Source organism: Phytopseudomonas straminea, assembly GCF_900112645.1.
Lineage (GTDB): Bacteria > Pseudomonadota > Gammaproteobacteria > Pseudomonadales > Pseudomonadaceae > Aquipseudomonas > Aquipseudomonas straminea.
Genome location: NZ_FOMO01000001.1, coordinates 324680 through 351421 on the forward strand (window position 1 = coordinate 324680; position 26742 = coordinate 351421).

At 66.6% G+C, this 26742-nt stretch carries 31 protein-coding genes; 26 read left to right on the forward strand and 5 right to left on the reverse strand.

Going from position 1 to position 26742, the window contains the following annotated elements; translation table 11 throughout:
• The first annotated feature begins 1 nt into the window (after window position 1).
• The 20 genes from BM279_RS01430 (at window position 2) to BM279_RS01525 (ending at window position 17863) form a co-directional block, all read left to right on the forward strand.
• Window positions 2–259 carry an acyl carrier protein gene (locus BM279_RS01430; protein WP_027903856.1) on the forward strand — a complete coding sequence of 86 codons (258 nt, stop codon included), beginning with the start codon at window positions 2–4 and terminating at the stop codon, window positions 257–259.
• Window positions 256–801 carry a COG4648 family protein gene (locus BM279_RS01435; RefSeq protein ID WP_093500259.1) on the forward strand — a complete coding sequence of 182 codons (546 nt, stop codon included), beginning with the start codon at window positions 256–258 and terminating at the stop codon, window positions 799–801. Before BM279_RS01430 ends, BM279_RS01435 begins: the two co-directional genes overlap by 4 nt.
• A complete protein-coding gene (locus tag BM279_RS01440; protein WP_093500261.1) occupies window positions 798–2456 on the forward strand; it encodes an acyl-CoA synthetase family protein in 1659 nt (552 codons plus the stop codon). Before BM279_RS01435 ends, BM279_RS01440 begins: the two co-directional genes overlap by 4 nt.
• Window positions 2453–3196, forward strand: coding sequence for a glycosyltransferase family 2 protein (locus BM279_RS01445; protein ID WP_093500263.1), 744 nt, complete (start codon window positions 2453–2455; stop codon window positions 3194–3196). The genes BM279_RS01440 and BM279_RS01445 overlap by 4 nt, the downstream gene beginning before the upstream one ends.
• Window positions 3196–4131, forward strand: coding sequence for an LpxL/LpxP family acyltransferase (locus tag BM279_RS01450; protein WP_093500265.1), 936 nt, complete (start codon window positions 3196–3198; stop codon window positions 4129–4131). Before BM279_RS01445 ends, BM279_RS01450 begins: the two co-directional genes overlap by 1 nt.
• Window positions 4112–5653 carry an HAL/PAL/TAL family ammonia-lyase gene (locus BM279_RS01455; RefSeq protein ID WP_093500267.1) on the forward strand — a complete coding sequence of 514 codons (1542 nt, stop codon included), beginning with the start codon at window positions 4112–4114 and terminating at the stop codon, window positions 5651–5653. Before BM279_RS01450 ends, BM279_RS01455 begins: the two co-directional genes overlap by 20 nt.
• An 89-nt stretch (window positions 5654–5742) precedes the next feature.
• The gene (locus BM279_RS01460; RefSeq protein WP_093500269.1) at window positions 5743–6168 is read left to right on the forward strand and encodes an acyl-CoA thioesterase; all 426 of its coding nucleotides are present in this window, start codon (window positions 5743–5745) and stop codon (window positions 6166–6168) included.
• Complete coding sequence (locus BM279_RS01465) at window positions 6165–6773, forward strand: outer membrane lipoprotein carrier protein LolA (protein ID WP_093500272.1); 609 nt, start codon at window positions 6165–6167, stop codon at window positions 6771–6773. Before BM279_RS01460 ends, BM279_RS01465 begins: the two co-directional genes overlap by 4 nt.
• Entirely contained in the window at window positions 6763–9099 is a 2337-nt protein-coding gene (locus BM279_RS01470) for an MMPL family transporter (protein WP_093500274.1), read from the forward strand. Before BM279_RS01465 ends, BM279_RS01470 begins: the two co-directional genes overlap by 11 nt.
• Window positions 9096–10244, forward strand: a complete 1149-nt coding sequence (locus BM279_RS01475; protein WP_093500276.1) for a cation:proton antiporter — start codon at window positions 9096–9098, stop codon at window positions 10242–10244. The genes BM279_RS01470 and BM279_RS01475 overlap by 4 nt, the downstream gene beginning before the upstream one ends.
• On the forward strand, window positions 10231–11475 hold the full coding sequence (locus tag BM279_RS01480; RefSeq protein ID WP_075935683.1) for an NAD(P)/FAD-dependent oxidoreductase: 1245 nt from the start codon (window positions 10231–10233) through the stop codon (window positions 11473–11475). The genes BM279_RS01475 and BM279_RS01480 overlap by 14 nt, the downstream gene beginning before the upstream one ends.
• A gap of 10 nt (window positions 11476–11485) precedes the next feature.
• Window positions 11486–12208 (forward strand): class I SAM-dependent methyltransferase, encoded by a 723-nt coding sequence (locus BM279_RS01485; RefSeq protein WP_093500278.1) that lies wholly within the window; start codon window positions 11486–11488, stop codon window positions 12206–12208.
• Entirely contained in the window at window positions 12205–12684 is a 480-nt protein-coding gene (locus BM279_RS01490) for a DUF3261 domain-containing protein (protein WP_093500280.1), read from the forward strand. The genes BM279_RS01485 and BM279_RS01490 overlap by 4 nt, the downstream gene beginning before the upstream one ends.
• On the forward strand, window positions 12681–13874 hold the full coding sequence (locus BM279_RS01495) for a beta-ketoacyl-[acyl-carrier-protein] synthase family protein (RefSeq protein ID WP_093500282.1): 1194 nt from the start codon (window positions 12681–12683) through the stop codon (window positions 13872–13874). Before BM279_RS01490 ends, BM279_RS01495 begins: the two co-directional genes overlap by 4 nt.
• Complete coding sequence (locus BM279_RS01500; protein ID WP_093500284.1) at window positions 13871–14335, forward strand: hotdog family protein; 465 nt, start codon at window positions 13871–13873, stop codon at window positions 14333–14335. The genes BM279_RS01495 and BM279_RS01500 overlap by 4 nt, the downstream gene beginning before the upstream one ends.
• Complete coding sequence (fabG, locus tag BM279_RS01505) at window positions 14335–15063, forward strand: 3-oxoacyl-ACP reductase FabG (RefSeq protein WP_093500286.1); 729 nt, start codon at window positions 14335–14337, stop codon at window positions 15061–15063. The genes BM279_RS01500 and fabG overlap by 1 nt, the downstream gene beginning before the upstream one ends.
• 16 nt (window positions 15064–15079) lie before the next feature.
• A complete protein-coding gene (locus BM279_RS01510; RefSeq protein WP_093500288.1) occupies window positions 15080–16306 on the forward strand; it encodes a beta-ketoacyl-ACP synthase in 1227 nt (408 codons plus the stop codon).
• A gap of 27 nt (window positions 16307–16333) precedes the next feature.
• Entirely contained in the window at window positions 16334–16735 is a 402-nt protein-coding gene (locus tag BM279_RS01515; protein WP_208604501.1) for a hypothetical protein, read from the forward strand.
• Window positions 16736–16754: 19 nt separating this feature from the next.
• Window positions 16755–17195, forward strand: coding sequence for a hypothetical protein (locus BM279_RS01520; RefSeq protein WP_013789571.1), 441 nt, complete (start codon window positions 16755–16757; stop codon window positions 17193–17195).
• A gap of 68 nt (window positions 17196–17263) precedes the next feature.
• The gene (locus tag BM279_RS01525; RefSeq protein WP_093500292.1) at window positions 17264–17863 is read left to right on the forward strand and encodes an Sbal_3080 family lipoprotein; all 600 of its coding nucleotides are present in this window, start codon (window positions 17264–17266) and stop codon (window positions 17861–17863) included.
• A 168-nt stretch (window positions 17864–18031) separates the two neighbouring features.
• On the opposite strand, the gene BM279_RS01530 is transcribed toward BM279_RS01525, so the two are convergent.
• Window positions 18032–18586: a methyltransferase family protein gene (locus BM279_RS01530; RefSeq protein ID WP_093500295.1), complete on the reverse strand. Its 555-nt coding sequence runs from the start codon at window positions 18584–18586 to the stop codon at window positions 18032–18034.
• Between the two features lie 58 nt (window positions 18587–18644).
• Here BM279_RS01530 and BM279_RS01535 point away from each other — a divergent pair, with 58 nt between their 5' ends.
• From BM279_RS01535 to BM279_RS01560, 6 genes are read left to right on the forward strand one after another with little or no spacing between them, the layout of a single operon-like run.
• The gene (locus tag BM279_RS01535; protein ID WP_093500298.1) at window positions 18645–19052 is read left to right on the forward strand and encodes a hotdog family protein; all 408 of its coding nucleotides are present in this window, start codon (window positions 18645–18647) and stop codon (window positions 19050–19052) included.
• On the forward strand, window positions 19045–19929 hold the full coding sequence (locus BM279_RS01540; RefSeq protein ID WP_093500300.1) for an ABC transporter ATP-binding protein: 885 nt from the start codon (window positions 19045–19047) through the stop codon (window positions 19927–19929). Before BM279_RS01535 ends, BM279_RS01540 begins: the two co-directional genes overlap by 8 nt.
• On the forward strand, window positions 19926–21113 hold the full coding sequence (locus BM279_RS01545; protein WP_093500302.1) for an ABC transporter permease: 1188 nt from the start codon (window positions 19926–19928) through the stop codon (window positions 21111–21113). Before BM279_RS01540 ends, BM279_RS01545 begins: the two co-directional genes overlap by 4 nt.
• The gene (locus tag BM279_RS01550) at window positions 21095–21361 is read left to right on the forward strand and encodes an acyl carrier protein (RefSeq protein ID WP_013789565.1); all 267 of its coding nucleotides are present in this window, start codon (window positions 21095–21097) and stop codon (window positions 21359–21361) included. Before BM279_RS01545 ends, BM279_RS01550 begins: the two co-directional genes overlap by 19 nt.
• A complete protein-coding gene (locus tag BM279_RS01555; protein WP_093500304.1) occupies window positions 21358–22464 on the forward strand; it encodes a beta-ketoacyl synthase N-terminal-like domain-containing protein in 1107 nt (368 codons plus the stop codon). Before BM279_RS01550 ends, BM279_RS01555 begins: the two co-directional genes overlap by 4 nt.
• Entirely contained in the window at window positions 22461–23012 is a 552-nt protein-coding gene (locus tag BM279_RS01560) for a hypothetical protein (protein ID WP_093500306.1), read from the forward strand. The genes BM279_RS01555 and BM279_RS01560 overlap by 4 nt, the downstream gene beginning before the upstream one ends.
• A gap of 221 nt (window positions 23013–23233) precedes the next feature.
• Here the strand turns inward: BM279_RS01560 and darH are convergent, their stop codons facing one another.
• Genes darH through BM279_RS01580 form a run of 4 tightly spaced genes read right to left on the reverse strand, consistent with a single transcriptional unit; the run spans window position 23234 to window position 26724 of the window.
• Entirely contained in the window at window positions 23234–24235 is a 1002-nt protein-coding gene (darH, locus tag BM279_RS01565; RefSeq protein ID WP_093500308.1) for a BtrH-related acyltransferase DarH, read from the reverse strand.
• Window positions 24232–24639: a DarG family dialkylresorcinol biosynthesis protein gene (locus BM279_RS01570; protein ID WP_093500310.1), complete on the reverse strand. Its 408-nt coding sequence runs from the start codon at window positions 24637–24639 to the stop codon at window positions 24232–24234. Before BM279_RS01570 ends, darH begins: the two co-directional genes overlap by 4 nt.
• Complete coding sequence (locus BM279_RS01575) at window positions 24629–25786, reverse strand: beta-ketoacyl-ACP synthase III (protein ID WP_093500312.1); 1158 nt, start codon at window positions 25784–25786, stop codon at window positions 24629–24631. Before BM279_RS01575 ends, BM279_RS01570 begins: the two co-directional genes overlap by 11 nt.
• A 20-nt stretch (window positions 25787–25806) precedes the next feature.
• Window positions 25807–26724, reverse strand: coding sequence for a hypothetical protein (locus BM279_RS01580; protein ID WP_093500314.1), 918 nt, complete (start codon window positions 26722–26724; stop codon window positions 25807–25809).
• Window positions 26725–26742 lie beyond the last annotated feature (18 nt).

Consider the following 26742-nt stretch of genomic DNA (forward strand, 5'->3'; position numbering starts at 1 on the left):
CATGCAAACCCGTGAGGAAATCTTCGCCACCTTGCGCGACGCCCTGGTTGAGCTGTTCGAACTAAGCCCCGAGCGCATCAGCCTGGACGCCAACCTGTACGAAGACCTGGAGATCGACAGCATCGACGCCGTCGACCTGATCGACCACATCAAGCGCCAGACCGGCAAGAAGATCGCCGCCGAGGCGTTCAAAACCGTGCGCACCGTCGGCGACGTGGTCGAGGCGGTTTATCAGATGGTCAACGCGGAACCCGCATGAGCCGTCTGTTCGGCCTGCTGGTCACGCTGGTCAGCGTGGCCTACCCGTTCGCCGTGTATTTCGGCGCCGGGCACCTGTCGCCAACGCTGTTCGCCGCCCTGCTTGGCGGCCTGTGGCTGGCGCGCCTGCTCAGCAACCCGGCTGACCGCAACAGCCGGCGCATGACCGGCGCCGTGCTGGTGTTCTGCGTGCTGCTGGTGCTGGCCGACGAGCCGGCGCTGCTGCGTTGGTATCCGGTACTGGTCAGCCTGCTGCTCGGCCTGCTGTTCGCCAGCAGCCTGAAGATCGGCATGCCGATGGCCGAACGCCTGGCGCGCCTGCGAGAACCCGAACTGCCCCCGGTGGCGGTGCGCTACACCCGCCGCGTCACCGAGGTATGGGCCGCCTTCATGCTCAGCAACGGCCTGCTGGTGGTGGCGCTGAACCTGTGGGCACCGCTGTCTTGGTGGGCGCTGTACACCGGGCTGATTTCCTACCTGCTGATGGGCCTGCTATTCGCCGGCGAATGGCTGGTGCGTCAACGTGTAAGGAGAACCGCATGAGCTGGCTGAACCTCGAAGACCTGCTGCTAGAGGCCGACGCCAGCCGCCAGGTGACGCCCGAACTCGAGCACGCCGAGCTGCGCCGCCGCGCCTTGTGCCTGGCCGCCCACTGGCAGACAGCCGGTGTGCAGCGCGTCGCCCTGCACCTGCATGACGCCGCCGAGCTGGCCATCGCGCTGCTCGCCGCCTGGCAGGCCCACATCCACGTGCTGCTGCCCGCCGATGCGCAGCCGCAGACCCGCCAGCGCCTGGGCGCTCAGGTCGACCTGTGGATCGAGCAGCTCGACGAAACGATTGCCGCCGAGCCGCTTGCCGCCAAGCGGCTGGACCGCGAGCGCTGCCGCCTGACCCTGTGCACCTCCGGCTCCAGCGGCGAGCCCAAGCTGATCGACAAGAGCCTTGGCCAGCTGGCCAACGAAGTCGAGGCGCTGGAAGCCTTGTGGGGCGAGCGCCTGGGCGATGCGCTGATCATCGGCAGCGTGGCCGCCCAGCACATCTACGGCCTGCTGTTCCGCGTGCTCTGGCCGCTGTGCGCAGGCCGCATGTTCATGCCCAAGGCTCAACCGTTCCCAGAAGACCTGCAGCTGGCCAGCCTGCCGCACCCGAAATTTGCCTGGATCACCAGCCCGGCGCTGCTCAAGCGCATGGGCGACAACCTCGACTGGGCGGCGCTGAGCCGCGTGCGCCAGGTGTTCTCCTCCGGCGGCGCCCTGCCGGCCGATGCTGCCGCCTCGGTGCTCGAGCGCCTGGGCCAGTGGCCGACGGAAATCTACGGCAGCTCGGAAACCGGCGGCATCGGCTGGCGCCAGGGCGGGCAGCACTGGCAGCCATTCGCCGGCGTGCAGCTCGAGGTCAACGAAGAAGGCGCCCTGCGCCTCAGCTCGCCCTACCTGCCGGCCGGGCACTGGGAGCAGATGGCTGACGCCGTGGAGATCCACGCCGACGGCCGCTTCACCCTCGGCGCGCGCCTGGACCGCATCGTCAAGCTGGAAGAAAAACGTATCTCCCTGCCCCTGCTCGAACAGGCCCTGGCCCAGCATGCTTGGGTCAGCGAGGCGCGCCTGGGCGTGCTGCAGCAGGGCCGCGCCTTTCTCGGCGCGCTGGTGGCGCTGTCGCCGGAAGGCATCCACACGCTGCGCAATCAGGGCCGTCGGCACCTGACCGAAGGCCTGCGCCAGCACCTGGCCGGCCACTGCGAGGCCATAGCCTTGCCGCGCCGCTGGCGCCTGCTGCCGCACCTGCCCTACAGCAGCCAGGGCAAGCTGGGCCAGGCCCAGGTCAACGAGCTGCTGGCCGCCGCCCGGCCAACCCGCGTCGAGCCGGCCAGCGCCCGTGAGGATAACGGCGAGTGGCATCTGGAACTGGACGTGCCGCTCGATCTGGCCCACTTCAGCGGCCACTTTCCCGGCACTCCGGTGCTGCCCGGTGTGGTGCAGATCGACTGGGCCCAGCAACTGGCCCGCGAGCTGATCAACGACCTGCCGCCGCTGTTCGGCGGCATGGAAGTGCTCAAGTTTCAGCAGCTGGTGCGCCCTGGTGACCGCCTGCAGCTGACCCTGCGTTTCGACGCCGAGCGCAGCAAGCTGTACTTCACCTTCCGCAGCGGCGAAGCCAACTGCTCGTCCGGGCGCATCCTGCTCAAGGCGGCGCCATGAGCGGTTTGCAGCATCGCCCCTGCGCGCTGATCCCGGTGTACAACCACGAAGGGCCGCTGCCCGGCGTGGTCGCCAGTTTACTGGCCGCCGGCTTGCCGTGTCTGCTGGTCGACGACGCTTCAGGCCCAAGCTGCGCCGCGGTGATCGACCGCCTGGCTTGTGAAGCCGACACCCATCTGCTGCGCCTGCCGGAGAACCAGGGCAAGGGCGGCGCGGTGATGGCCGGCCTGCGTGAAGCGCAGCGCCTGGGCTTCACCCACGCCCTGCAGGTGGACGCCGACGGCCAGCACGACCTGCAGGCGGTGCGCGCCTTTCTTGACGAATCTCGCGCCCACCCCGAGGCCATCATCTGCGGCTATCCGCAGTACGACGCCAGCGTGCCGAAGAGCCGTCTCTATGCGCGTTACCTGACCCACGTGTGGGTGTGGATCAACAGCCTGTCGCTGGAGATTCGCGACTCCATGTGCGGCTTCCGGGTCTACCCGCTGGCCGCCAGCGTGGCGCTGATCGACTCGGCGAAACTGGGCAAGCGCATGGATTTCGACTCGGAAATCCTCGTGCGCCTGTCCTGGCGCGGGCAGCCGATGCGCTGGCTGCCGACCCGGGTGCACTACCCCGAGGACGGCGTCTCGCACTTCCGCCTCTGGCAGGACAACGTGCTGATCTCGAAAATGCACGCCCGACTGTTCTTCGGCATGCTCTGTCGCGCGCCCGTGCTGCTCTACCGGCGGTGGCGCTGATGCAGCGTTCCAGCCACTGGGCCAGCCAGCGCGAGCGCGGCAGCTTCGCCCTGATGAAATTCACCGCCCTGGCCGCCCGCCATCTCGGCCGCCGGGCGCTGAGCCCACTGCTGTACCTGATCGTCGCCTACTTCTTCGTGGCCGGCGGCAAGGCGCGGCGCAGCATTCACCAGTACCAGCACAACCTCGCCGAGTGGAGCGCACGCCCCGACCTGCACCCGAGCCGCCGCTCGGTGTTCGCCCAGTTCATGGCCTTCGCCGACAGCCTGCTCGACAAGCTCGATGTGTGGAGCGGCCGCCTCAAGCTGAGCGACGTCGAGCTGGTCGACCCCCACGGCCTGCACGGGCAGATGAACGGCAGCCGCGGCCAGCTGCTGGTCGGCGCCCACCTGGGCAACCTCGAAGTGTGCCGCGCCCTGGCCGAGCTGAGCGCCCGGGTGCGCATGAACGTGCTGGTGCACACCCGCCACGCCGAACAGTTCAACCGCCTGCTCAACGAAAGCGGCGCCAGCAACCTGCGGCTGATTCAGGTCAGCGAGCTGGACCCGGCGGTGATGCTGCGCCTGGCCGAGCACCTGGAGCGCGGCGAGTGGCTGGCGATTGCCGGCGACCGCGTGCCGCTGCATGGCGAGCGCACCGTCGAGGTGAATTTTCTCGGCCACCCAGCGCCGCTGCCGCAAGGCCCCTGGCTGCTCGCCGGGCTGCTGCGCTGCCCGGTCAACCTGATCGACTGCCTGAAGATCGACGGCCGCTATCAGGTCATGCTGCAGCCCTTCACCGACGCCGTGCAGTGGAAGCGCAGCGAGCGCCAGGCGGTGATTCAGGGCTGGGCGCAACGCTACGCCGATCACCTCGCCGGACGCTGCCTGCAAGCCCCGCAGCAGTGGTTCAACTTCTATCCGTTCTGGAACGACCATGACAACACAGCAGCCTGAAACCGTGACCTTCGGCGCGCAGCCTCTGCGTCTCGAGCAGATCGTCAGCCTGGCCCAGCGACGCGCGCGCGGCGTGCTCGACGACAGCCCAGCCTGGCGCGAGCGCATCGCCCGCGGTGCGCGTTTCGTCGACCGCCTGCTGGACCGCGAAGGCATGATCTACGGCATCACCACCGGCTACGGCGACTCCTGCGTGGTGGCCGTGCCGCTGCATCAGGTCGAGGCGCTGCCGCGTCATCTTTACACCTTCCACGGTTGCGGCCTGGGCAAGCTGCTCGACGAGCAGGCCACCCGCGCCGTGCTGGCCGCGCGTTTGCAGTCGCTGTGCCAGGGCATGTCCGGCGTGCGCCTGGAACTGCTCGAGCGCCTGCAGGCGTTTCTCGACCACGACGTGCTGCCGCTGATCCCGGAAGAAGGCTCGGTGGGCGCCAGCGGCGACCTGACGCCGCTGTCCTACATCGCCGCGACCCTGTGTGGCGAGCGCGAGGTGATGTACCGCGGTGAGCGCCGCAGCGCCGCTGACGTGCACGCCGAACTGGGCTGGACACCGCTGGTGCTGCGCCCCAAGGAAGCCCTGGCGCTGATGAACGGCACTGCGGTGATGACCGCCCTGGCCTGCCAGGCCTATTCGCGCGCCGATTACCTGCTCAAGCTGGCCACGCGCATCACCGCGCTCAACGTCATCGCCCTGCAGGGCAACCCGGAGCACTTCGACGAGCGCCTGTTCGCCGCCAAGCCGCACCCGGGCCAGAACCAGGTGGCCGCGTGGATCCGCCAGGACCTGGCCATCGACGCGCCGACCGCGCCGCTGCATCGCCTGCAGGATCGTTATTCCATCCGCTGTGCACCCCACGTGCTCGGCGTACTGGCCGACAGCCTGGGGCTGCTGCGCCAGTTCATCGAAAACGAACTGAACAGCGCCAACGACAACCCGCTGATCGACCCCGATGAAGAACGCGTCCTGCACGGCGGGCACTTCTACGGCGGGCATATCGCCTTCGCCATGGACAGCCTGAAGAACCTGATCGGCAACCTCGCCGACCTGCTCGACCGCCAACTCGCCCTGTTGGTCGACACCCGCTACAACCACGGCCTGCCGAGCAACCTGTCCGGCGCCCCCGTGGAAACCGCGATGATCAACCACGGCTTCAAGGCCGTGCAGATCGGCGCCAGTGCCTGGACCGCCGAAGCCCTGAAGAACACCCTGCCGGCCAGCGTGTTCTCGCGCTCCACCGAGTGCCACAATCAGGACAAAGTGAGCATGGGCACCATCGCCGCCCGCGACGCCCTGCGCAGCCTGGAGCTGGCCGAGCAGGTCGCGGCCGCCACGCTGATCGCCGCCAACCAGGGCGTATGGCTGCGCCAACGTGCCGAAGCCACCGTGCTGCCCGCCGCCCTGGCCGAGATGCACGGGCAGTTGGGCGAGGACTTCCCGCCGCTGATCGAGGATCGCGCCCTGGAAGGCGAACTGCGCCTGTGCCTGCAACGCATCCGCGCTCAGCACTGGAGCCTGTATGTCTGATCAGATTGTTGTGGGAGTGGGCCATGCCCACGATTCGCGGGCATGGCCCGCTCCCACAGAGATAGCCATCGCTCTCGAGGACGCTCCCCATGCGCGCTAAAGGCGTTCTGCAAGCCGAAGTGGAAATCCTCGTACCGTTCTTCGACGTGGACATGATGGAAATCGTCTGGCACGGCCACTACGTCAAATACTTCGAGCAGGCGCGCTGTGCCCTGCTCGACAAGCTCGACCACGGCTACCCGCAGATGCGCGACAGCGGCTACGCCTGGCCAGTAATCGACCTGCAGTTGCGTTACATCCGCGGCGCCACCTTCGGCCAGCGCATCAGCGTATGCGCCGATCTGGTGGAGTGGGAAAACCGCCTGAAGATCCACTACCTGATCAGCGACACCGCCACCGGCGAACGCATGACCCGCGGCAGCAGCGTGCAGGTCGCGGTGGAGATCGCCAGCCGCGAAATGCAGCTGGCCTCGCCCAAGGTGTTTGTCGATGCCGTGCAGCGGGTGATTGGATGAAAGCCCTGGCGCGTTTCTCATTGCTGATCGGCCTGCTGTTCACCGCGTTGGTCAGCCAGGCCGATACCTTCACCCTCGATGCCCTGAGCCAACAGCTCTCGCAACACCCCGTGGTGCGTGGTCCATTCGTGCAGGAAAAGCACCTGCGCGCCCTCCCGCAACCGCTGACCAGCAGCGGCACCTTCGTGCTGGCCGCCGATGCCGGCCTGTTGTGGAAGCTGGAAAAACCGCTCAAGCAGGATTACCGCATCGACGCCAACGGCATCGCCAAGCGCACCGCCGACGGCTGGCAGATGCAACCGGGGCGCGACGTGGCGGCCCAGCAGAGCAAGCTGTTTCTCGACGTGCTCAAGGGCAACCACAGCGGCCTGGCGCGCAATTTCGCGCTGCAGCTCAGTGGCGATGCCAAGGCCTGGACCCTGACCCTGACGCCGACCTCGCTGCTGCTCAAGCAGGTGTTCAGCCGTATCGACATCGGCGGTGGCGAACTGGTCGAGCGCATCGAACTGCACGAAACCCAGGGTGACCGCACCTTGCTGCGCATGTCCGCCAGCATCGCCGGCGACGCCCTGAGCGAACAGGAGCGCAGCGATTTTGCGCGCTGAGCACGCCCTGATCGAACGCCGCCTGCCGCGGCTGTTTGCCGTGCTGCTGGTGGCACTATTGGCGCTGACCGCCTGGCAATGGCGCAATGGCCCGCCGGTAGCGGCCAGCATTCTCGCCCTGCTGCCCAGCGGCGCTGGCGACGCACGCCTGCAACAGGCCGAAGCACGCATGCAGGAGCCGATTCAGCACGACCTGCTGGTGCTGGTCGGCCACCCGCAGCGCGAGCGCGCCATCGCCCTGGCTGGCGAGCTGGGCCGGCAATGGCAGGAAAGCGGCCATTTTGGCCAGGTGCGCTGGCAGCTCGACAGCGACCTCGATGCCCTGCGCCAGCACCTGCGCGACAGCCGCCTAAACCTGCTGTCTGCCGCCGACCGCAAGTTGCTGGTCGAGCGGCCGGACGCCTTCATCGAGCAACGTGCCGCGGCACTTTTCGACCCCTTCGCCTCATTCAGCCTACTGCCGCCGGAGCAGGACTGGCTCGGCCTCGGCGCCCGCGCCCAGCAGGCCCTGAATTTTGGCGGTCGGGTGCAGCCGGACCTGGCCAGCGGCGCACTGCTGGTCAGCGAGCCCGGCATGAGCTGGGCCGTGCTGCACCTGCGCAGCCGTGGCGACGCCTTCGACATGCAGTCGCCGCTGGTCATCGCCCAGGGCATCGAGGCCGCCCGCCAGCGCGTCGAGGCCGACGGCGGCCAGCTGCTCGCCACCGGTGGCGCGCTGTATGCCGCCGCCGGCCAGAACAAGGCGATGAGCGAGATGACCCTGATCGGCGGCGCGGCCAGCCTCGGCACCCTGCTGCTGTTGCTGATTGGCTTCCGCCGCCCGCGGGTGCTGCTCAGCCTGCTGCCCATCGGCATGGCGCTGGTGGCCGGTTGCGCCGCCTGCGTGCTGATCTTCGGGCAGATCAACGCCCTGACCCTGGTGCTCGGCGCCAGCCTGATCGGGGTGGCCGCCGACTACCCGCTGCATTACCTGAGCAAGAGCTGGGGCCATGCCAAGTGGCGCAGCTGGAGCGCCCTGCGCAGCACCCTGCCGGGCCTGACCCTGAGCCTGGGCACCAATCTGATCGGCTACCTGGCGCTGGCCTTCACGCCGTTTCCGGCGCTGACCCAGATAGCCGCGTTCTCCGCCGCCGGGCTGATCGGCGCCTACCTCTGCTCGGTGTGCCTGCTGCCCGCCTGGCTGAACGGCATGCAGCTGCGCCCGGCACCGCGCCTGCTGGCCCTGGCCACCCGCACGATCAGTTGGCACAACCGCCTGCGCCAGGGCCATGGCACCTACTGGCTGCTGGCGCTGTTCCTGGCGTTCTGCGCCGGCGGCATCTGGCAGCTGCACAGCCAGAACGATCTGCGCCAGTGGCTGGGCAAGGACCCGGCGCTGTTCGCTCAATCCCAGCGCATCGTCGAACTCACCGGCCAGCAGCCCACCAGCCAGTTTTTCCTGGTGCGAGCCAGTGACGAAGCACAGTTGCTGCAGCGCCAGCAGGCGCTCGGCGCACGGCTCGATACCCTGGTCGGCAACGGCCAACTGCGCAGCTACCTGTCGCTCAATGGGTTGATCGCCCCTGCCGACCAACTGCAGGCCACCCGCGCTGCGCTGCGTACTCTGCCGGAGCACTGGCAGCCGCTGCTGGCCTTGGGCATTCCCGCCGACGCCCTGCAGGCCGAGTTGCAGCAACTGCTGGAGCAGCCACAAGCCAACCTGGAACAGGCCCTGACGAGCCCTCTGGCCGAGCCCTGGCGCGCGCTGTGGCTGGGCCGCGATGAAAATGGCGTGGCCGCCATCGTCAGCCTGCAGGGGCAGGCCGACAGCGCCGTGCTGCAAGGCGCCGCCGATGGCCTGGACGGTGTGCAGCTGGTCGACCGCCTCGGCGAGCTGAACCGCCTGTTCGCCGCTACCCAGGTCAGCGCCGCCGAACTCAAGCTGATCTCCTGCCTGGCCATCGTGCTGCTGCTATGCATCCCGTTCGGCCTCGGCGGCGCGCTGCGGGTGGTCTGCCTGCCGCTGCTGGCGGCCCTCGCCGCCCTGGCCTGCCTGGGCTGGCTGGGCCAGCCGCTGACGCTGTTCAGCCTGTTCGGTTTGCTGCTGATCACCGCCATCGGCGTCGATTACGCCATCCTGATGCGCGAGAACATCGGCGGGCCGGCGGTCAGCTTGCTCGGCACGTTGCTGTCGGCGGTCTCCAGCTGGCTGTCGTTCGGCCTGCTGCTGATCAGCCAGACGCCGGCAATCGCCAACTTCGGCCTGGCCATCAGCCTGGGCCTGATGTTCTGCTTCCTGCTCTCGCCCTGGGCGGCGCCGCGCCACAGAGCGGAGGCCCAGCCATGAGCGTGCTCGGCTTCTGGCTGCTGGCGCTGGCGCTCTATGCCCTGGTCGGCATCCTCGGTGGCCGCCGGCTGATTCCCATCGTCGGCCAGTTGCTGGTCGCCAGCCTGGCGATTCCCGCCCTGCTGCTCGGCTGGGCGGAGCCGTACCTGCAGCTCACGGCCGATGACCTGCTGGCACCGGCCTGGGTCGAGCTGGCCTATGGGCTGAGTTTCGCCCTGCTGCTGGGGTACATCCTCAGCGACGTGATCGACCTGCAGCTCAGCCCGGCGTGCCTGAAGATCGCCCTGCCGAGCTTTCTCATTCCGCTGCTGGCCGGTCTGGCCTGCGCCCTGTGGGTGCTGCCCGGCGACTACAGCTGGCTGAGCGCGGTGGGCATCGGCCTGCTGTTCTCGATCACCGCGATTCCGGTGCTGTACCTGTTCCTGCAGAGCATCGGCTACCCGCCGGCGGCCACCAAACGCCTGCTGCACGCGGCGATTCTGATGGATTTCATGTGCTGGAGCCTGTTCGGCCTGGCCCAGGGCAGCAGCCATCCGATCAGCCTGCTGTGGCCACTGCTGGCCGCTGCGCTGCCGCTGGCGCTCAACCTGTTGCGACTGCGCCACCCGCTGTTCTACAGCCTGCCGTTCTTCGCCCTGATGGTGCTGCTGCACAACCTCAAGCTCAACGCCCTGGTGTTCGGCATCGCCTACATGCTGTGCCTGGCGGCGATCCGCGTGCCATTCCAGCTGCCCTTGCCGCAGCGCCAGTGGAAGTTGTTGATGAACGGCCTGGCGGTACCGCTGATCCTCACCTGCGGCGTGTTGCGCGTGGACTTTCACGGCATCGGCGCGGCCGACTCCTGGTTCGCCGTGGGCGTGCTGCTGGTGGCGCCGGTGCTCAGCAAGGTGCTCGGCAGCTGGCTGGGCCTGCACTGGGCCGAGCCCGGTGCCTCAGCGCGGATCAAGTGGCAGGAAAGCCTGCTGCTGAACATTCGCGGCCTGACCGAAATCGTCTTTCTCAACCTGCTCCTGCAACTGCAGCTGATCGATGCCATTGTGTATTTCGGCCTGCTGCTGATGAGTCTGTTCTCCACCCTGCTGCCCGCCGTGATGGGTCGGCACGCTTATCCGAGCGAGGCGAAAAGCCGTTATGAAATCTCCTGAAGTCCAACAGCATCAGATCGTCGTAGCCGGTGCCGGCCCGGCTGGCGCGATTGCCGCCGCCATCCTCAAGCGCAAGGGCCACGAGGTGCTGATCCTCGAACGCCAGCGCTTCCCGCGCTTCTCGATCGGCGAGAGCCTGCTGTCGCACTGCCTGGACTTCGTCGAGGAAGCCGGGATGATCGACGCGGTGCGTGCCGCAGGCTTCCAGACCAAGCACGGCGCGGCCTTCGCCTGGGGTGATCGCTACACCGACTTCGATTTCCGCGAGACCTTCACAAAGAGCTTCGGCTCGACCTATCAGGTGCAGCGCGCCGATTTCGACAAGGTGCTGGCCGACGAAGCCGAGCGCCAGGGCGTGACCATCCGCTACGAAGAGGAAATCGTCGCCGTGGACTTCAGCGGCGAGCAGCCGTTGCTGTCGGTACGCCGCCTGACCGACGGTCACGAGTACCAGGTGCGCTGCACCTTCGTGCTCGACGCCAGCGGCTACGGCCGCCTGCTGCCGCGCCTGCTGGATCTGGAACTGCCGTCCAATCTGCCGATGCGCAAGGCGCTGTTCACCCATATCGAAGACCGCATCGACCACCCGGGCTTCGACCGCGAGAAGATCCTCATCACCACCCACGCCAGCCTGCGCGACGTGTGGTTCTGGACCATTCCGTTCAGCAACGGCCGCTGCTCCCTCGGCGTGGTCGGCCTGGCCGAGCGTTTCGACGGCTACCCCGAGGACATGGACGCTGCGCTCAAGCAGTTCGTCGCCGAAACGCCGAGCCTGGCCAAGGTGCTCGGCAATGCCGTGTGGGACACCCCGGTGCGCGAGATCAAGGGCTACTCGGCCAACGTCAAGGCACTGCACGGCAAGGGCTTCGCGCTGCTGGGCAACGCTGCCGAATTCCTCGACCCGGTATTCAGCTCGGGCGTGACTATCGCCATGCGCTCGGCGAGCATGGCCGCCAACCTGCTGCACCGCCAGCTGAGCGGCGAGACGGTGGATTGGGAACAAGACTTCGCGATTCCGCTCAAACGCGGCGTCGACACCTTCCGCGTGTACGTCGAAGGCTGGTACGACGGCAGCTTCCAGGACGTCATCTACTACCCCAATGCCTCGCCCGAGATCCGCGCCATGATCAGCTCCATCCTCGCCGGCTATGCGTGGGACGCGCGCAACCCCTATGTAGCCGAACCTCGCCGTCGCCTGCGGGTGCTCGCCGAGTTGTGTGCCAGTGCCTGAGGAGATTGCGATGGATCGCGCCGCATCCACCTACGTCGAAGAGACCGGTTTCGGTTTCTGGTTCCTGCGCAGCCACGTGTGGCAGCACCATGTGCTGCGCGTGGCCGTCGACGACCTGTGCGGGCTGATCGACAGCCCGCTGCCTGTCGCACCGGTGGTGCTGGATGCCGGCTGCGGCCAGGGCAAGTCGTTCTCGCTGCTGCAACGTGCCTTCGCGCCGTCGCGGATCATTGGCCTGGATGCCGACCCGCACAGCCTCGATTGCTCGCGCGCCGAAGCCCAGCGCCTGGGCCTCGACGTGCAACTGATCGCCAGCGACTGCGCGGCGATCCAGTTGCCCGATGCCAGCGTGGACATGCTCTTCTGCCACCAGACCTTTCATCATCTGGTCGAGCAGGAGCAGGCGCTGGCCGAGTTCTGGCGCGTGCTCAAGCCCGGCGGCCTGCTGCTGTTCGCCGAGTCGACCAAGTACTATATCGACACCTGGGTGATCCGCTGGTTGTTCCGCCACCCCATGGAAGTGCAGAAGAGCGCCGCCGAATACCTGGCCATGCTGCGCCAGCAGGGCTTCGAATTCAGCGAGCGCAACGTCTCCTATCCGTACCTGTGGTGGAGCCGCTCGGAGGATTTCGGTTTGCTGGAGCGCTGGGGCATCCGCAAGGCCAAGCCGTTCGGCCAGCGCAACGAGACCCTAGTCAACGCTGCGGTGCGCAAACCCCTGGAGCCGGCATGAAACACCTGCTGACCCTTGCCTGCATCCTGCTGCTGACGGCCTGCGCCGCACGCACGCCGCTGCCCGCCACCACGCCGCAACTGGCGCAGCCGCTGCCGATGTCGCTGCAGGTCAGCACTGCCGATGGCCAGGACTGGCTGTTGGTGATCCAGGCCGAGGGCGCGGCCCTGCGCTGGTCGCTGTTCGACCCCCTTGGCGTCCCGCTGGCCCGGCAATCGCTGGCAGACGGCGCCTGGCACAATGACGGCCTGCTGCCACCCAACCCCGCGGCCCGCGAGCTGTTCGCCGCCCTGCTGTTCGCCCTCACTCCGGATGCTCAACTGGCCGGCAGCTATGCCGATAAAGGCTGGCGACAAGGCGCCGAGGGGCGCCAGCTGGCCCCTGACTGGCGCATCCGCTATGGCGCCGGGCAGGCCATCGAACTGAGCAATGCCACGCAGCAGTACCGCGTGAGCCCGCTGGAGACGCAACCATGATCGCTCGACTCGACGCCCTCGGCGTGATCTGCGCCCTTGGCCAGGGCAAGCAGGCGGTGGCCGACGCCCTGTTCGCCGGTGACACCCGCGGCATGCGCCGCCAGGCCGGCTGGATTCCCGAGCGCAGCGTGACCGTGGGTGCGGTGGCTGCGCCGCTGCCGGAAATGCCCGCAGGCCTCGAGCAGGCGGCGAGCCGCAACAACCGTCTGCTGCTGGCCGCCGCTCTGGAAATCCACGACGATATCCAGGCCGCCATCGCCACCTACGGCGCCAGCCGCATCGCCGTGGTGCTCGGCACCAGCACCTCGGGCATCGCCGAAGCCGGCGAGCACATCGCCGAGTACGTGCACAGTGGCGAGCTGCCGCCCGCCTACCGTTACAGCCGCCAGGAGATCGCCGCGCCGGCCAATTTCCTGGCTGACTGGCTGGGCCTCGCCGGCCCGGTCTATTGCCAGTCCACGGCCTGCACCTCCAGCGGCCGCGCCCTGCTCGCCGCCCAGCGCCTGCTGCGCATGGGCGTGTGCGACGCGGTACTGTGCGGCGGCGTGGACAGCCTGTGCAAGCTGACCCTGAACGGCTTCGCCAGCCTGGAAGCAGTGTCCGACGAGCGCTGCAACCCGTTCTCGGCCAACCGCCACGGCATCAACATCGGCGAGGCTGCCGCGCTGTTTCTGATGACCCGCGCCAAACAGGGCCCCGGCATCGGCCTGCTCGGCGGTGGCGCCACCTCCGACGCCCACCACATTTCCGCGCCGCATCCCGAGGGCCTCGGTGCCCAGCAGGCGATGCGCCAGGCGCTGGCCGCCGCCGGGGTGGCTGCCGAGCAGATCGGCTACCTCAACCTGCACGGCACCGCCACGCCGCACAACGACGCCATGGAAAGCCTGGCGGTAGCGCAGCTGTTCCCGGCCGGTGTGCCCTGCTCGTCGAGCAAGCCGCTGACCGGCCACACCCTGGGCGCCGCCGGTGCGCTGGAAGCGGCCTTCTGCTGGCTGACGCTGAGCGAATACAACGCCGGCAAGCGCCTGCCACCCCACGTTTGGGACGGCCAGGCCGATCCACAGCTGCCGCGCCTCAAGCTGGTCGGCGTCGGCGAGCAGTTGCCTGCGGCCGAGCGGCGTTATCTGATGAGCAATTCGTTCGCCTTCGGCGGCAACAACATTTCATTAGTCCTGGGAGACCTGCCGTGAGTGTCTGGCCCGTCGCCGAGCTGGTGCCCCACGCTGGCGACATGATTCTGATCGACGAGGTGCTGGGGTTCGGCGCCGAGCACATCGACACCCGCCTGGTGGTGCGCCCGAACGGCCTGTTCAGCCAGGCAGACGGCAGCCTGCCGGCTGCGGTGGGCATCGAGCTGATGGCCCAGAGCGTGGCCGCATTCGCCGGTTGCCATGCCCGTGAGCAGGGCCTGCCGGTGGAGCTGGGCTTTCTGCTTGGCACCCGCAACTTCAGCTGCAACGTCGACCGCTTCCCGGCCGGCAGCACCCTGCTGATCCATGCCAACCGTTCCCTGCAGGACGAAAACGGCATGTGCGTGTTCGAATGCCGTCTCGAAGGCCCGGGCATTCTGGTCGAGGCGCGGCTCAACGTGTTCCAGCCCCGCGACGTGTCCACCTATATCCAAGAACCCCCACTTCAGGAGCCGTCTTAATGAGCGAGACCATTCTGGTCACCGGATCGAGCCGCGGTATCGGCCGCGCCATTGCCCTGCGCCTGGCGCGCGCCGGTTTCGACCTGGTGCTGCATTGCCGCTCGCGCCGCGACGAGGCCGAAGCGGTGCAACGCGAGATCGAGGCCATGGGCCAGAAGGCGCGCATCCTGCAATTCGACGTGGCCGACCGGGCCACCTGCCGCAACGCCCTGGAAGCCGACGTGGAAAGCCACGGCGCCTACTACGGCGTGGTGTGCAACGCAGGGCTTACCCGCGACGGCGCCTTCCCGGCCCTCGGCGAGGAAGACTGGGATGTGGTGCTGCGCACAAATCTGGATGGTTTCTACAACGTGCTGCACCCGCTGACCATGCCGATGGTGCGTCGCCGCAAGCCAGGGCGTATCGTCTGTATCACTTCGGTTTCCGGGCTGATCGGCAACCGCGGCCAGGTCAACTACAGTGCCTCGAAAGCCGGCATCATCGGCGCCGCCAAGGCCCTGGCAATCGAGCTGGGCAAGCGCAAGATCACCGTCAACTGCGTGGCGCCGGGGCTGATCGACACCGAGATTGTCGACGAGCACGTGCCGCTCGAGGAGATCCTCAAGATGGTGCCGGCCGCGCGCATGGGCACGCCGGAAGAAGTGGCCGGCACGGTGAATTTTCTGATGTCCGAAGAGGCGGCCTACATCACCCGCCAGGTGATCGCCGTCAATGGCGGTCTGTGTTGAAAGAGAGCGAAGTGGCATGAAGCGCGTAGTCGTAACCGGCATGGCCGGCATCACCTCCCTAGGCGACAGCTGGGACAGCATCGCGGCGAATTTCCGCGCCAACCGCAGCGGCATCCGCGTGATGCACGAGTGGGATCGCTTCAGCGAGCTGAACACCCGCCTGGGCGGCCCGGTGGACGACTTCGTCGTGCCATCGAGCTGGACCCGCAAACAGCTGCGCAGCATGGGTCGCGTGTCGCGCCTGTCGGTGTACGCCGCCGAGCGCGCCCTGGCCGATGCCGGCCTGCTGGATGACAACAGCATCAAGGACGGGCGCATGGGCGTGGCCTGCGGCTCGTCCACCGGCAGCACCGAGGAGATCAAGGCGTTCGGCAACATGCTGCTCAACTCGGTGGCCGACGGCCTCAACGCCAACTCTTACATCCGCATGATGCCGCACACCACGGCGGCCAACATCAGCATCTTCTTCGGTCTCACCGGCCGGCTGATCCCTACCTCCAGCGCCTGCACTAGCGGCAGCCAGGGCATCGGCTACGCATACGAGGCGATCAAGTTCGGCCGCCTGCCGCTGATGCTTGCCGGCGGCGCCGAGGAGCTGTGCCCGACCGAAGCGATGGTCTTCGATGCGCTGTACGCGACCAGCCTGAAGAACGACGCGCCGCACACCAGCCCGCGCCCCTACGACAGCGGCCGTGACGGCCTGGTGATCGGTGAGGGCGCCGGCATGCTGGTGCTCGAGGAGCTGGAGCACGCCCTGGCCCGTGGCGCGACCATCCACGCCGAGATCGTCGGTTTCGGCTGCAATGCCGACGGCCAGCACGCCACCAAGCCGGTGCAGGCCACCATGCGCCGCGCCATGGAACTGGCCCTTGAAGACGCAGCCCTGGCGCCCGACGCCATCGGCTACGTCAACGGCCACGGCACCGCCACCGAACAGGGCGACGTCGCCGAAACCCAGGCCACCAGCAGCCTGTTCGGTGCGCGCATGCCGATCAGCTCGCAGAAGAGCTACTTCGGCCACACTCTCGGTGCCTGCGGCGCGCTGGAGTCCTGGTTCAGCATCGAGATGCTCAACCGCGATAGCTACGTGCACACCCTCAACCTGGATCACATCGATCCGGCCTGCGGCGAGCTGGACTACCTGCGCGGCGAATTCCGCGAGATGAGCCACGAATACGTGATGAACAACAATTTCGCTTTTGGCGGGGTCAACACCTCGCTGATCTTCCGCCGCTGGCGCTGATTTTTCTCAAGACAAGGACCAAGGATGATGTCTCGTTTCAACCGCTTCGCCCTGCTCACCGTGCTTTTGCTGGGCATTACCGCCTGCACCTCGAAACCGCTGATGAACATCAACAGCAGCGCGCCTGCCAGCGTGGCGGTGAGCGAGGACGACATGCGCCGTGCTGTCCTCACCGCCCTGCAACGCCGCCAGTGGACGGTGGAGCGCGCCGACCGCGGGCAGATCATGGCGCAGTACACGCGCCGCGGGCACCAAGCCGACATCACCATTCCCTACACGGCCTCGACCTACGCGATCCAGTACCGCGACAGCCAGAATCTCGGCTATCGCGACGGCAAGATCCACCGCGCCTACAACAAGTGGGTACGCACGCTCGACCGCACCATCCAGCAGGAACTGCGCCGTCCTTCCCTTTCCAAGACCCAGTGACACCCCAGGAGAAAAACCGATGAACGCGAAACGCTTGACCGCTGCTGCTCTGCTTACCGCCGCCCTGCTGCCCGCCGTCAGCCAGGCCCGTGACACCGCCCACTTCCTGGACTTCCAGTCGGTGGTCAACGAAGCCACCCAGGCCGGCCGCCTGGACGGCTCCGTGAAGTTCTACCTGAACAAGACCCCGGCTGGCGCCAAGATCATCAATGCCAACGTCACCACCAGCCAGAAGACCAACGCCTTCAACAAGACCGACGAAGAAGCCTGCCGCTGGGTGCTGCAATCGGCGCTGATCAAGCTACAGAACTCGGCCAAGGCCGCCGGCGCCAACGCCGTGGTCGACCTGGCCAGCAACTACAAGAACCAGGAATACCGCGACAACAGCAAGTTCGAATGCCACGCCGGCGCCATCATGGCGGGCGTCGCGCTGAAGGGTAAGTACGCGAGCGTCAAGTAAGCGCCTGCTTCCCCCTGCCAAACAAGCCGCCTGCGGGCGGCTTTTTCATCACAAGGAAGTTGCTCAGCATGTCCAAAGCTCTATCCGCGCTTTCCCTCTCGGTTCTGGCGCTAGGCCTGGCCGCCTGCACTTCGGTTCGCGTCACGCCACTGCAAAGCGCGCCGACTACTATGTGCATCGAAGAAAACCCCAAGGTCATGGTCAGCGACTTCGTACCGGTGCTGCAGCAGGGCTTCGCCCGACACGGCATAACCACCCAGCCATATTCGACGATTCCATGGCACCAGTGCCCTTACGTAGTGCGGTATACGGCGCGGCGCACGTGGGACATGGCGCCTTATCTGTCCAGCGCCGAGCTGACCGTTCTCGGCCCGCAGCGGCAGACACTGGCCACGGCGGCCTATCACCTGCGCGGCAAAGGTGGCCTGTCGCTGATGAAGTGGCAGGGCACAAAAAGCAAGATGGACCCGGTGATCGATGAGTTGCTGAGCAACACTCAGCTGATCGACGAGCCTGTCGCCAAGGCTCCAGCTGTAAGCGAGAGCGGCAAGCTGAGCAAGCAGGAGCGCCTCAAGCAGCTTCAGCAGCAGAACCTGGATTACGAGGCATACCAGCGCGCTTACCGGCAGCTGATGCTGGAAGACCAGCCTTCATCCGACGTTCGCTGAATTCAGCTACGTAGGGTGGATGACGCTCTTTTCATCTGCCATTGCGATTGGAGAGCGGTGGACAGATCGGGCCGCGTAGGTGAAGCGTCGTCCAACCTACGAACGTCCGTTCCCGCCACTTAGCTGCCAAAATCGGTGAGCCTGTAGCGAAAGACCCTAAACGGGTTCTCAGAAGATGTAGGGCACAAACATCCGACTGCGCGCCATGTAGCCGCGGTAGGCGTCGCCGAAATAGGCCAGCGACTCACGCTCCTCGACGCGCGCTGCCAGCCACAGCAACACGCTGGCAGCCACGGCCAGCAGCATGACGAGGATGGTCGGCTGCTTCCAGGCGATGCCCCAGGCGAGCAGCAGCAGCGAGCAATACATCGGGTGGCGGATGTAGCCGAAGATGCCACTGGTGACCAGCTGCGAGGTGCGCTCGAAGGCAAACAGCTCGTCATCCTGACGCTGCTCATTAGCGCGGCCAAAGCGGCGCATCTGGTGTATGCCGGCGAACAGCACCGCCAGCGAGGCGGTCAGCAACACCCAGGAAATCTGCTGATGCACGGCGGCGCGGTCCTCGAACCAGAACGGCGCGTTGAGCACCAGCATCACCAGCATCACCTCCCAGGCGAAGTAGCGGTAGAAGCCGTGGCTGCGCGGGTTGCCCAGCGAACGCCAGGAGACCAGGGTCAGGGCGATGCTCAGCCCCACGAAAACCACCAATTGCCAACCGCTCACTCGTTTGCTCCCTGAGACCCTCTGTTACACTGCTGCGCTCGCACGCCAGACACCCGCCATGGATCGCACCCAACTGCACTCACTGCTGCCGCATCAGGGCCAAGCCCTCTGGCTGGATGCCCTGCTCGACCACGATGCCACCGGCATTCGCGGCCTGAGCCACTGGCGGCATCTGCAGAGCCTGGGCGAGAACGCTTCGCCCTGCCTGTTGTTCGAGGCCGCTGCCCAGTTGTGCGCTGCGCATGGTGCCTTATACGGCAACGACAGCGCCATCGAAATGGCCCTGGTCGGCAAACTCTCCCAGCTGCAGCTGCACTATCACCCCACGCATCGCGAAGGCTTCTTGCTGGTCAGCGCGACCCAGGAAGCCCTCAGCCCGGCGGGTGCGCTTTACGAGTTCAGCGTGCACGAAGGCGAGCGCCTGCTGCTGGACGGCAAACTGCTGCTGGTACTCGTCCGTGCTTGAACTCAGCCGCCTCGCCTATCGCTACCCTGGCGCCGCGCGACCGGCGCTGCAGGGCATCGACCTGCAGCTGCAGGCCGGCCAGTGCCTGGGGCTGCTGGGCAGCAACGGCGCCGGCAAGACCACCCTGCTGTCGTTGCTTAGTGGCGTGCTGCAGCCGCTCGATGGGCAGATCGCCTGGCACGGCGAGCGGCGCCTGGGTCTGGTGCCCCAGCAGTTGGCCTTTTACGCCGGGCTGAAGGTGCGGGAGAACCTCGCGCTGTTCGCCGATCTCTATGGGCTGCGCGGCGCCGAGCGGCGCCAGCGCCTGGAGCGCTGCATCGCCAGCACGTCCCTGGAAGACAAGCTCGAGCGCCGCGCCGAGCGCTTGTCCGGCGGCGAGCAGCGGCGCCTGAACTTCGCCATCGGCCTGCTGCAACCGGCCGAGCTGTACCTGTTCGATGAGGCCACCGTGGGCGTCGACGCCGCCAGCCGGCAGTTGCTGCTCGACGCCGTGCAGCAGCTGACCGCCGATGGCAAGGCGGTGATCTACACCAGTCATTACCTGGATGAAGTGGAAAAGATCGCCGACCGCATCCTGCTGCTGCACGAAGGCCGCGTGCAGCTGGATGTCGACACGCGCCAGTTGCTCGGCGACCAGCCGGGGCTGTTTCTGGAATGGCCCGAGGGTATGCCGCAAGCCTTGCCGGCGCTGCTGGCCGAACTCGAGCTGAGCACCGAGCCCACGCCGGACGGCCTGCGCATCGCCGCGCTGAACGTCGAACAGCTGCTGGCGATCACCCGCTTCATCGCGGCACAGCCGCAAGCGCCCAGCCTGCTGCGCTTCGGTCGGCCGTCTCTGGAGCAGCTGTACCTGCGCCTCAACGGAGGTCGCCTGTGAGACTGCGCGCCCTGGTTCGCAAGGAGATCCTCCTGCTGGCGCGCGACCCTCACGCCCTGGCCGTGCTGTTCCTGATGCCGACGATGTTTCTGGTGATCATGGCCGGCGCCATGTCCAGCTACCTGCAGGACCATCTGCCGCCACTGCAGCTGGTGCTGGAAGCCCCGCAGCAGAGCGAGTCGAGCCGTTTCTTCCACGACGCCCTGCAGGCGCAGCTGCCGGACAGTCAGCTGCTCGAAAACGGCCCGGCGCAAATGGCGCGCATCAGCCTGCCCGAAGGCTTCGACCAGCACTTGCTGGATACGCCGCATCAGGGCCCGACCCTGAGTTTCCCCGCCCAGTTCGACCGCCTCTCGCGCCAGCGTCTGCATGGCGCGGTGACCATCGCCCTGGCGCAGACCCGGCTGCTCGCCTATCTGCAGGACAGCGGCGCACTGCAGGACGGCCTGTCCCGCGCCGAGCAGCTCGAACTGATCCAGCAACGCACCGAAAGCCGCATCGACGAGCAGGAACGCCTGGCCAGCGGCGACCTCAGCGCCCAGGCCAACGCCACGCAGATGAGCGTGCCGGCCTGGCTGATCTTCGGCATGTTCTTCGTGATGCTGCCCATGGCCGGCAGCTTCCAGCGCGAGCAGCAGAGCGGCGCGCTGCTGCGCTTCCGTTGCCTTGGCCTGGGGCTCGGCACCCTGGCGGCGAGCAAGATGCTGCCGTATCTGGCCATCAATCTGGTGCAGTTCGCGGTGCTGCTGAGCATCGGCGTGCACGGCTTGCCACTGGTCGGCCTGCCGGCGCTGGAACTCAACGGCAGCCTGCTTGCCTATGCCTGGCTGGCCATCAGCATCGCCCTGGCCACCACCAGCCTGGGCCTGCTGTTGGCCGCCCTGGCGCGCAGCAGTGAACAAGCCCTATTGCTTGGCGGCGGGATCAATATCATCCTCGCAGCCATCGGCGGCATCATGGTGCCCAAGAGCGTGATGCCCGAGGCCATGCGCCAACTGGCAGAAGTATCTCCGATGAGCTGGGCACTGGACGCCTTTCTCACCCTGCTGGTGGGCCACGGCTCACTGAACGACGTAGCCCCCTGGTGCGCGCGCCTGCTGCTGTTTGCAGCGATAGCCGGCATCAGCGGCCTGTTCCTGTTTCACCAACGAGTACAGCAAACGCAATGGACCACACACTACTAGAAGAAAAGCTCAAGCAATTGCTGATTCGCGAGTGCGACAAAGAAGACGATATCGACTGGCAGAGCATTACCGACGACGAACCGCTGTTCGGCCAGCAGAGCCGCATCCAGATGGACAGCCTCGACGCCCTGCAGGTCTCCCTGGCGCTGCAGCAGCACTACGGGGTGCGCATCGAAGGCGCCCAGGATGGCCGCCGCATTCTCAATAGCATCGCCAGTATCGCGGCCTTCATCAGGCAACAGGCGTGACGCCCGTCTACCTGCAGCGCGGCGCCCTGCACAGCGCCCTCGGCATCGACCTGCGCGCCGCCAACGCCGCCCTGCGTAGCGGCGTGCGGCCAATTGCTGAAACCGTACTGCTGCACGAGTTGCAGGAACCACGGCCGTATCTGGCCGTGGTAGGCAACGAAACCCCGGGCGAGCATTTCGACCGGCTGATCCGCGAAACCCTGGGCGACGCGCCCGGCGCGCTGGACGACTGCCTGCTGATCGTCGCCAGCACCAGTCTGGATATCGACGAGCTGGAAGCGCAGGCCGCTCGAAATGGCGGCTTTCACCCGGATCACTCGACCTCCCTCGACCTGATCGCTGACCGCTTGCGCCAGCGTTGGGGCTTCAATGATGCCTTCACCCTCAACACCGCCTGCACCAGCGCCGCCAATGGCCTGCTCTACGGTGCCCGGATGCTCGGTACCGGGCTCTATCGGCGGGTGCTGGTATTGGCCTTCGAAACACCCAGCGCCATCGCTCAGCAGGGCTTTGGCGCTCTGGGCCTGGTCTCGCCGAGCGGCGAGTACCGGCCTTTTCATCCGCAACGCGATGGCCTGGTGCTCGGCGAAGCCTACGCGGCCACCCTGCTGGCCCTGGAGCCCGGCCCGGCGCCGCTGGCGCGCCTGCTTGGCGGCTTCAGCGCCTGCGACACCAGCAGCCTGACCAATACCCGCGAAGACGGCAGCCATATCGAATGGGTGATGCGCCAAGCCCTGCGCAGCGCTGGCGTGGATGCCACGCAGATCGGCCTGGTCAAGCCCCACGGCACCGCCACCGGCGCCAACGACCGCGCCGAAAGCAACGGCGTAAGCCTGCTGTTCGGCGACGCGCTGCCGCCGCTCTGTGTGCTCAAGCCCTGGCTCGGCCACACCCTGGGCGCCTGCGGCCTGACCGAAACCCTGCTGCTGGTGGAAAACCTCGCCCACCTGCCCGCCTGCAATTACGCTGGTGACACGCTGCTGCCGCTGCCGAGCGAACCACTGGCGATCAGCGAAGGCAGCCTGCTGCTGGCCAACTACTTCGGCTTCGGCGGCAACAACGCCAGCCTGGTGTTGCAACGCGGCGCGGGAGACACACCATGAATCCAACCATCGCAGCCTGCAGCGTAAGCGGCGACGCACAGGACACCGACAAGGACCTGAAAGCCGCGCTGATCAACTGGCTGCCGACCACGCCGCGTCGCATCGATCGGCTGATCCTCCAGGCGCTGCTATGCACCGCGCCGCTCAAGGCCAAGATCCGCCGTGACTGCGGCCTGTACCTGGCCTCCCGCCATCCAGCGCGGGCCACCATGGGCTCGCTGCTCGACAGCGTGTGCGTGCACCAGCTGCAACCCAAGCCCTTCGAATTCGTCAACAGCGTCAGCAACGCCGCCGGCTTCCACGTCGCCGCACAACTGGGCTTGGAAGGCCCGAACCTGTTCATCGGCGCCGGCCCCAATGTATGGAAACACCTGCAGGCGTTGGCTGGGCTGGACCTGGCCGACGGCCTGATCGGCCAGGCGCTACTGGTGATGATTGATGAAGACGACGAGTTCAAGGCGCAGGCGGTGCTAATTGAGAGACCAAGCCAGGCAGCGGATTTTGCCGAGCTGACAGCGGGGATCGATGTGCTGCAGTTGCAGCTCTAAATAGTGACTGTTTTGTGGTCGGAGCGACCATTCGTAGGATGGGTGCAACCCATCGGCAATTGATGGGTTTCACCCATCCTACGGACTGAATACTCGGAAAAAGCAAGACCGTTTAACGTCGAAAGACCCAAGCGGCCTTCCAGCGCCCCCGTGGGAGCGGGCCATGCCCGCGAATAATCTACAGGCTCTAGCCGCTCCTGAACGTATAAAGCTGCTGTGCTTCAGCCCTTACGCCTGGCCCAAGCCCCCAGCTCTTTCATCAAAACCCGCTCCTGGCTGGCAATCCCCCGCAGCATCTCGGCAATCGGCCGGAAGTCCGGTGCTTCGCCCTTGCTGCGGCTGGCGCGCACGCAGGCAGAGGCGAACTGGCGCCAGTCGTCGCCCACCGCGGTCAGGCGCGTCGAGGCTTCGCGCAAGGTGGCGTCGCCGATCTTCTCGCCGGCCTCCTGCAAAAAACTCGCGTACATGAAGCGAAAACCGGCGCCGCCGGTGCCGATCTCTTCCTGCATGCGCACGATGTGGGTGAGGTACAGGCGGTTGTATTTGGCCTGAACCGGGTCGAGTTTCTCCACGCAGCTGGCCAGGTGGCGGATACCGCGAATTCCGATCCACGGCAGCGGCAGGCCATCGAGGATGCGCGTGGTGGACAGCACGCTCTGGCGAATCAGCCGCTGCCAGTCCTGCTCGGGCGGCACATCGTCCAGGTAATACATCAGCCCCTTGGCCGCCAGGGCGCCCTTGGCGAAGCGCGCCTTCTGCAGGTCCGCGGCGGCGCAGCGCACCGGCGCCTCGAACACCGGGTCGCTGAGCAGGTAGTCGTCGCCCTCGCGCCCATAGGCCAGCAGGTTGTGGGCATTGAAGTGAAAGCGCATCTCCGGCGGGAAGTACGGCAGCCAGAACACCGAACTCTGCAGCCCGACCAGGCGGCCGCTGTCCAGCGCTTCGTCGAGGGCTTGCCGGCCCTGCTCGGGGTTGTTGAAGGTGCGGCTGGTCAGGCGCACGCCCAGGCGTTTGCTGAGCGTCTTGATCAGGTGCCGCGGCGGCATGCGGTAGGCGATCAGCGGCATACCACCGAGCTTGACGATCGGCAGGTAGGCGAACGCCAGGCCCGAGGCCAGGCCGAAGGCCATCGGCTCGCTCATCGGCAAGCCGGCCTGGCTCAGCAGGCTGGCCATCACGCCGCTTTCGCAGTGAGCGCTCTGGCGATGCTCGAACGCGCTCATGGCAATTCCTTCTGGTAACGACGCAACTCGTCGATGGTCAGGCCGAAGGCTTCGGCATAGCGGGCCAGCAGCGAATCGCTCAGGCGCCGGTAGATTTCCGGGCGAAAGTGCCGGCGCACGCGCCATTGCCAGAGCCCGGCGATCTGCGCCAGGGCGGGCAGGTCCATGCGGTAGCGGTACATCAGGCACTCGAGCGGCGATGCCTCGCCACGTTGCCAGGCGGCATGGGCCTCGGCTTCCTGGGCCTGCAGCTCGGCGACCGCCAGCTGGGTGGAATAGGACTCCGGCTCCCAGCCGGCGCTCGGCGCGCCCTGGTACCGGCCCTTGTCATCGACGGCATAGAGCAGTTTGCTGTGCCCGCCGTAAGCGGAATCCGGGTCCTGGGGAACCTCGTCAAGCTTCATCGCCAACCACCGTCAGGTGCATGAACGCACTGGAGAAACGACCGCTTTCCGGCACGTAGCAGAGCAGCTTCTGGCCACTGCGCAGATGCCCGCCATTGAACAGCTCTTCTAAGATGATGAAGATCGACGCTGCGCCGGTATTGCCCTTGCTCGTCAGGTTGGTGAACCAGCGCGCCATGGGAATCGGCAGGTCGACCTCGGCCAGGCCGGCCGCCAGGCGCTCGCGGAAGAATTCGGACGAGTAATGCGGCAGGAACCAGTCGATGTCCGCCACACGCAACTCGCGGCGCGCCATGATGCGGCGCAGCGCCTCGACCACGGTGAGGCGCACGATGTTGTCGTTGAGCAGTTTGACGTCCTGCTTGACCGCCATCACCGAGCGCTGCGCGCGCTGCTCGGCGTCATAGCTTGTCCAGCCACGCAGCTCGCCACCTTCCATCTCCGCACCGGCATACATGCAGGCCGACATCTGACCAGCGAAGGAGACGATGTCCAGCCAGTCGATGCGCAGGCTCAGGCCCTTCGAATTGGGGCGGTCCTGCAGCAGCACCGCGCCGGCGCCGTCGGAGAGCATCCAGCGCAGAAAGTCCTTCTCGAAGGCGATTTCCGGGTGCGTCTCCAGCTCGTCGACACGGCTCTCGTATTCGGCGTTGAAGTTACGCGCCTGCATCATCGCCGAGGCCACCTCCGAGCCGCAGGCCACGGCGTTGCAGCTCTGCCCGCTGGCCACGCTCATCCAGGCATATTTCAGGGCAGTCATCCCGCACACGCAGATGCCGGCAGTGGTTGCCACTTCGCAGGGCGGGTTGCCCAACTCGCCATGCACCATCACCGCATGGCCGGGCATCACCTGGTCAGGCGACGAGGTACTGGCCACCAGACACTCAAGCGTATTCAGGTCGAAGCCATCGCCGACCAGGCCGCGAATCGCCTCGGCGCTGAGCTGGGCGTTGTTCATGCTCGGCTCGCCGGTGCGCGGATCGATGACGTAGTGGCGCTGCTGGATGCCGTTGCGACGCAGGATCAGCTTGCGCGCCCGTGACGGCTTGTCGCCGACCATGCCGAGGCGTGCTTCCATCTGTTCGTTGTCGACTGGCTCGTGGGGCAGGCAGGTACTGATGCGATTGATGAATACGGGTGTAGCCATAAACTTGTCCTCGGCCTGCGTCACTCGCCAGAAGGCTCGGCGAAATAGGCCTTTTCACGCTGGATGCGCGCCTGGAACAGCGGCGCCAGCAACTTCTTCAGCACCGCGGTGATCGGCACCACGGTGATGATCAGGCAGATCAGAAAAACGATGTAGACCACCAGTCCGGCACCACGGCGTCGGCTTTGCTGCGGCCCGAGCGCTGACAGCAGGCGGCTCCACAGGGTAAAGCTGCGATTGCCGACCTTCTCGCTGGCGATCAGCTTCTCGTCCACTTTCACCGCGCCCAGGCCGCTGAGCATCGGCTGCTCGATAGGCTGCTGGTCCGCCAGCAGGCGGCGCGCCATGGCCTCGCCAAAGCGGCTGGCGGCGGCGATTTCCGTCTCGTCGATACCGGCGCGCGGCACCCAGCTGTAGGGTTTTTGCCGGCCGGTGAACATCCACAGCGGCGTGGCCAGAAAGCTGGCCGCCGTGCCGCAGGCATCGGTTAGAACCACGTTGTCGACCAGTTTCGCACCCAACGCCTGCAGGCGCGCCTTGACCTTTTCCTGGGCCATCAGCCACATGTTGCGGCAACCGATCAGGGTCACCACCGGCGTGCCTTTGAGCAACTGCGCGGCCTCGGGAGAGGCGAGAAAACTGGTGCAGGGCAGCGAGGGCGACAGGAACCACACCTGGTAGGCGAGAATGATCAGGTCATAACGCTTGTCGGGGTCGACGGCCAACGGCAGCAGCGGCTGTGGTTTCATCAGTACGGTTTCCGGGAAGATCCGGAAGAAGCCGAGAAAGGGCCAGGGAAAGGGAAACGGCTGGGCGGGTTGCAGGGCCAGGAAGTCGACCTGCACGCCGTCACTCGCCTGCAAGGGCGCACAGACCGATTGCACCAGGCGGTTCAATTGGCCAGTCTGTGAGAAGTGAACGACGAGAACCTGACGCATTTTTTAAGCGAATCCCTG

What these genes read in the sequence shown, in the direction of transcription:
- BM279_RS01430 (WP_027903856.1), top strand. Translation starts at nt 2, where the DNA reads ATGCAAACCCGTGAGGAAATCTTCGCCACCTTGCGCGACGCCCTGGTT.
- BM279_RS01435 (WP_093500259.1), top strand. Translation starts at nt 256, where the DNA reads ATGAGCCGTCTGTTCGGCCTGCTGGTCACGCTGGTCAGCGTGGCCTAC.
- BM279_RS01440 (WP_093500261.1), top strand. Translation starts at nt 798, where the DNA reads ATGAGCTGGCTGAACCTCGAAGACCTGCTGCTAGAGGCCGACGCCAGC.
- BM279_RS01445 (WP_093500263.1), top strand. Translation starts at nt 2,453, where the DNA reads ATGAGCGGTTTGCAGCATCGCCCCTGCGCGCTGATCCCGGTGTACAAC.
- BM279_RS01450 (WP_093500265.1), top strand. Translation starts at nt 3,196, where the DNA reads ATGCAGCGTTCCAGCCACTGGGCCAGCCAGCGCGAGCGCGGCAGCTTC.
- BM279_RS01455 (WP_093500267.1), top strand. Translation starts at nt 4,112, where the DNA reads ATGACAACACAGCAGCCTGAAACCGTGACCTTCGGCGCGCAGCCTCTG.
- BM279_RS01460 (WP_093500269.1), top strand. Translation starts at nt 5,743, where the DNA reads ATGCGCGCTAAAGGCGTTCTGCAAGCCGAAGTGGAAATCCTCGTACCG.
- BM279_RS01465 (WP_093500272.1), top strand. Translation starts at nt 6,165, where the DNA reads ATGAAAGCCCTGGCGCGTTTCTCATTGCTGATCGGCCTGCTGTTCACC.
- BM279_RS01475 (WP_093500276.1), top strand. Translation starts at nt 9,096, where the DNA reads ATGAGCGTGCTCGGCTTCTGGCTGCTGGCGCTGGCGCTCTATGCCCTG.
- BM279_RS01480 (WP_075935683.1), top strand. Translation starts at nt 10,231, where the DNA reads ATGAAATCTCCTGAAGTCCAACAGCATCAGATCGTCGTAGCCGGTGCC.
- BM279_RS01485 (WP_093500278.1), top strand. Translation starts at nt 11,486, where the DNA reads ATGGATCGCGCCGCATCCACCTACGTCGAAGAGACCGGTTTCGGTTTC.
- BM279_RS01490 (WP_093500280.1), top strand. Translation starts at nt 12,205, where the DNA reads ATGAAACACCTGCTGACCCTTGCCTGCATCCTGCTGCTGACGGCCTGC.
- BM279_RS01495 (WP_093500282.1), top strand. Translation starts at nt 12,681, where the DNA reads ATGATCGCTCGACTCGACGCCCTCGGCGTGATCTGCGCCCTTGGCCAG.
- fabG (WP_093500286.1), top strand. Translation starts at nt 14,335, where the DNA reads ATGAGCGAGACCATTCTGGTCACCGGATCGAGCCGCGGTATCGGCCGC.
- BM279_RS01510 (WP_093500288.1), top strand. Translation starts at nt 15,080, where the DNA reads ATGAAGCGCGTAGTCGTAACCGGCATGGCCGGCATCACCTCCCTAGGC.
- BM279_RS01515 (WP_208604501.1), top strand. Translation starts at nt 16,334, where the DNA reads ATGTCTCGTTTCAACCGCTTCGCCCTGCTCACCGTGCTTTTGCTGGGC.
- BM279_RS01520 (WP_013789571.1), top strand. Translation starts at nt 16,755, where the DNA reads ATGAACGCGAAACGCTTGACCGCTGCTGCTCTGCTTACCGCCGCCCTG.
- BM279_RS01525 (WP_093500292.1), top strand. Translation starts at nt 17,264, where the DNA reads ATGTCCAAAGCTCTATCCGCGCTTTCCCTCTCGGTTCTGGCGCTAGGC.
- BM279_RS01535 (WP_093500298.1), top strand. Translation starts at nt 18,645, where the DNA reads ATGGATCGCACCCAACTGCACTCACTGCTGCCGCATCAGGGCCAAGCC.
- BM279_RS01550 (WP_013789565.1), top strand. Translation starts at nt 21,095, where the DNA reads ATGGACCACACACTACTAGAAGAAAAGCTCAAGCAATTGCTGATTCGC.
- BM279_RS01560 (WP_093500306.1), top strand. Translation starts at nt 22,461, where the DNA reads ATGAATCCAACCATCGCAGCCTGCAGCGTAAGCGGCGACGCACAGGAC.
- darH (WP_093500308.1), bottom strand. Translation starts at nt 24,235, where the DNA reads ATGAGCGCGTTCGAGCATCGCCAGAGCGCTCACTGCGAAAGCGGCGTG.
- BM279_RS01570 (WP_093500310.1), bottom strand. Translation starts at nt 24,639, where the DNA reads ATGAAGCTTGACGAGGTTCCCCAGGACCCGGATTCCGCTTACGGCGGG.
- BM279_RS01575 (WP_093500312.1), bottom strand. Translation starts at nt 25,786, where the DNA reads ATGGCTACACCCGTATTCATCAATCGCATCAGTACCTGCCTGCCCCAC.
- BM279_RS01580 (WP_093500314.1), bottom strand. Translation starts at nt 26,724, where the DNA reads ATGCGTCAGGTTCTCGTCGTTCACTTCTCACAGACTGGCCAATTGAAC.